The sequence below is a fragment of the Stenotrophomonas sp. HMWF023 genome (assembly GCF_003060985.1).
In the GTDB taxonomy this organism is placed as follows: Bacteria; Pseudomonadota; Gammaproteobacteria; order Xanthomonadales; family Xanthomonadaceae; genus Stenotrophomonas; species Stenotrophomonas lactitubi.
The window spans coordinates 1-3495 of sequence record NZ_QAIJ01000159.1 but is presented as its reverse complement, the minus strand read 5'-3'; the positions used below and the strand labels follow the sequence as shown (position 1 = coordinate 3495).

Here is a 3495-nt window from a genome sequence, read left to right as displayed (position 1 = left end):
CCGCACAGTCCCGTGGTGATGCCGCGCGGGCCACCGCGCTGTTGACCGCACAGGTCCAGCAGCAGGCCAGTGCCAGCGCTGCGGCACCCGCCGCGCCGACGCCTGCGCCGAGCACCGCGCCGGTGCAGATGGCGGCAGCGGGCACCACCGCCAGCAGCACGCCGACGTCATCGCCGGCAGCGATCCTGGCCGGTCAGGCCACCACTGCGGTTGTGGCCACCCAGCCGAAGCCGGTGCCGACGCCCGTTGCGCCGACCGAGTCGCCGCGTCCGACCATGCCCAGCGATGCCTCGCGCATCCGCATGCAGCCGGGCATGCGTCACCTGGTGGTGGCGATCGATCCGGGCCATGGCGGCCAGGACCCCGGTGCCATCGGCCCGACCGGCAAGCGCGAGAAGGACGTCACCCTGGCGGTGGCGCGTGAACTGGCCCGTCAGGTCAATGCCACGCCCGGCCTGAAAGCGTTCCTGACCCGCGACAGCGATGTGTTCATCCCGCTGCCGATGCGTGCGCAGAAGGCGCGTGCGAACAAGGCCGACATCTTCATTTCGATCCACGCCGATGCCGCCGAGAACCGCTCGGCCACCGGTTCGTCGGTATACGTGCTGTCGACCAAGGGCGCGTCTTCGCAGCGTGCGCGCTGGCTGGCGGACAAGGAAAACGCGGCCGATCTGGTCGGTGGCGTGCGCCTGCAGCAGACCGAAGGCACGTTGGCCAACGTCCTGCTGGACCTGGCCCAGAGTGGTTACATGAAATCCTCCGAGGATGCAGCCGGGCACGTGCTGGGCGGGCTGAAGCGGATCGGCAACAACCACAAGCCGAACATCGAGCGCGCCAACTTCGCGGTGCTGCGCACCTCGGACATGCCGGCGATGCTGGTGGAAACCGCGTTCATCTCCAACCCGGATGAGGAGCGCCGCTTGATCGACCCGGCCTACCAGCGCAAGGTCGCCGGTGCAGTGCTGGACGGCGTGCACACGTTCTTCAGCCGCCAACCGCCGCCGGGTACGTTGTACGCCGCACGCGCGCAGGCCGAGATCGACGCCGCAAGCACCGTGGCTGGCGGCAGCAAGTAAGCCGCTGGATCGCCCGCTTCCGGTAGAGCCAGGCCCTGCCTGGCTGGCGCTGCACACGGTGGATCTCGACTCTACCTGTCGCCGCTCCGCTATCATCGTGGCATGACGTCTGCCTGCCCCATCTGCCCATGAACGCGCCCGATCCGCGTCCGATCCGGCCGTTGCCGGAAATCCTGATCAACCAGATTGCCGCCGGTGAGGTGGTCGAACGGCCCGCATCGGTGGTCAAGGAGCTGGTTGAAAACGCGATCGATGCCGGCGCCAGCCGTGTCGATATCGAACTGGAAGAGGGCGGTGTGCGCCTGATCCGCATCCGCGACAACGGCAGCGGCATTGCCGCGGAACAGTTGCCGCTGGCGGTCTCGCGGCACGCCACCAGCAAGATCGCCAACCTGGACGAGCTGGAAGCGGTGGCCACGCTGGGTTTCCGTGGCGAAGCGCTGCCGTCGATCGCCTCGGTCAGCCGTTTCACCCTGTCCTCGCGCCGTGCCCATGATGAGCACGGTTCGGCACTGCAGATCGAAGGCGGCAAGATCGGCGAGGTGACCCCGCGCGCGCATGCGCCGGGCACCACGGTGGAAGTGCGCGAGTTGTTCTACAACGTGCCGGCGCGGCGCAAGTTCCTGCGTGCCGAGCGCACCGAACTGGGGCATATCGAGGAGTGGCTGCGCTCGCTGGCGCTGGCCCGTCCCGATGTCGAGCTGCGTGTCTCGCACAACGGCAAGGCCTCGCGTCGCTACAAGCCGGGCGACCTGTATTCGGACGTGCGCCTGGCCGAGACCCTGGGCGAAGACTTCGCCAGCCAGGCCGTGCGCGTGGACCACAGCAGTGCCGGCCTGCGCCTGCATGGCTGGATCGCGCAGCCGCATTATTCGCGTGCCAGCACCGATCAGCAGTACCTGTATGTCAACGGTCGTTCGGTGCGTGACCGCAGTGTTGCCCACGCGGTGAAGATGGCCTACGGCGACGTGCTGTATCACGGTCGGCAGCCAGCCTATGTGCTGTTCCTGGAACTGGACCCGACGCGCGTCGATGTGAACGTGCACCCGGCCAAGCACGAGGTTCGCTTCCGTGACTCGCGGCTGGTGCATGACTTCGTCTACCGCACCTTGAAGGATGCGCTGGCCGACACCCGCGCCGGCATGAGCGCGCAGGAGATCGGTGCAGGAGCAGTGCATCCGGCCGAGGGCGGCAGCGCGTCCGCGATGCCGGGGGCCACGGCCTCCAGCTTCGGCTACGTGCGCGGTCCGGCACCCGGTACGGGACAGGGCGGAAGTGGTGGCTTTTCCGGTTGGCGACCCCAGCAGCCGCTGGGCCTGCAGGTAGCCGACGCACCCGCGGCCTATGCTGCGCTGTATGCATCGCCCGCCGGTGCCGAGCGCGGTGCTGCGCTGCCGCCGATGCCGATGGAGAACGGATTGCCGGTCACCAGTGCCGACGCCGGGGTGCCCCCACTGGGTTACGCCGTTGCCCAGCTGCACGGCATCTACATTCTGGCCGAGAACGCCGAAGGTCTGATCGTGGTCGACATGCATGCGGCGCACGAACGCATCGGCTACGAGCGGTTGAAGAATGCGCACGATGGCATCGGCCTGCAGTCGCAGCCGTTGCTGGTGCCGATCACCTTGGCGGTGGGCGAGCGCGAAGCCGACACCGCTGAGGCGGAGGCCGATACGCTGGCCGCCCTCGGATTCGAGATCACCCGCGCCGGACCGGGCGCGCTGCACGTGCGCAGCATCCCTGCGCTGCTGGCCCACGCCGAGCCCGAAGGTCTGCTGCGCGATGTGCTGACCGACCTGCGCGAGCACGGCCAGAGCCGTCGCATCGCCACGGCGCGCGATGAGCTGCTGTCGACCATGGCCTGCCACGGCGCTGTGCGTGCCAACCGGCGCCTGACCGTGCCGGAAATGAACGCGTTGCTGCGCGACATGGAAATCACCGAACGGTCCGGCCAGTGCAACCACGGCCGGCCGACCTGGGCCCGTTTTTCGCTGGCGGAGATCGACCGCTGGTTCCTGCGCGGACGTTGAGGGGAGCACCGATGCGACTTTGGGGAATGGGCGGCCTGCTGGCGGCCCTGTTGCTGGCGGCCTGCAGCCCGGCATCGACGCCGGCGCCAGCCGTCGTTGAGGATCCGGCATTCGCCGCGCAGCAACAGCAATGGCGGGTGCTGCGCTACCAGGATCTGACCCGGCCCGATGGCTGGACCGCGCTGGTCGGCCTGCACTGGTTGCAGAACCGGTCGCACTTCGTCGGCAGTGGTGCCACCAGCGGCATCCGCCTGGCGGTGGGGCCGGCCAAGCTGGGGCTGTTGCGCCGTGAAGGCGACCAGTGGTGGTTCACGCCGGAGTCCGGCACCGATGTCACCCTCGACGGACAGCCTGTGCGCGGGCGTGTCCGCATGGATACCGACAAGGAT

Annotated in this window: 2 protein-coding genes and 1 pseudogene; all 3 read left to right on the top strand. The window is 68.7% G+C overall.

Features of this window, described 5'->3' with window-relative positions:
* Nucleotides 1-1076, top strand: a 1076-nt coding sequence (locus DBR20_RS08625) for an N-acetylmuramoyl-L-alanine amidase (RefSeq protein ID WP_108265889.1), incomplete at its 5' end; no start/stop codon positions are given.
* A 128-nt stretch (nt 1077-1204) separates the two neighbouring features.
* Complete coding sequence (mutL, locus tag DBR20_RS08620) at nt 1205-3106, top strand: DNA mismatch repair endonuclease MutL (RefSeq protein WP_108265888.1); 1902 nt, start codon at nt 1205-1207, stop codon at nt 3104-3106.
* An 11-nt stretch (nt 3107-3117) separates the two neighbouring features.
* Nucleotides 3118-3495: pseudogene (locus DBR20_RS08615) on the top strand (hypothetical protein); the annotation flags it as partial.

What these genes read in the sequence shown, in the direction of transcription:
- mutL (WP_108265888.1), top strand. Translation starts at nt 1,205, where the DNA reads ATGAACGCGCCCGATCCGCGTCCGATCCGGCCGTTGCCGGAAATCCTG.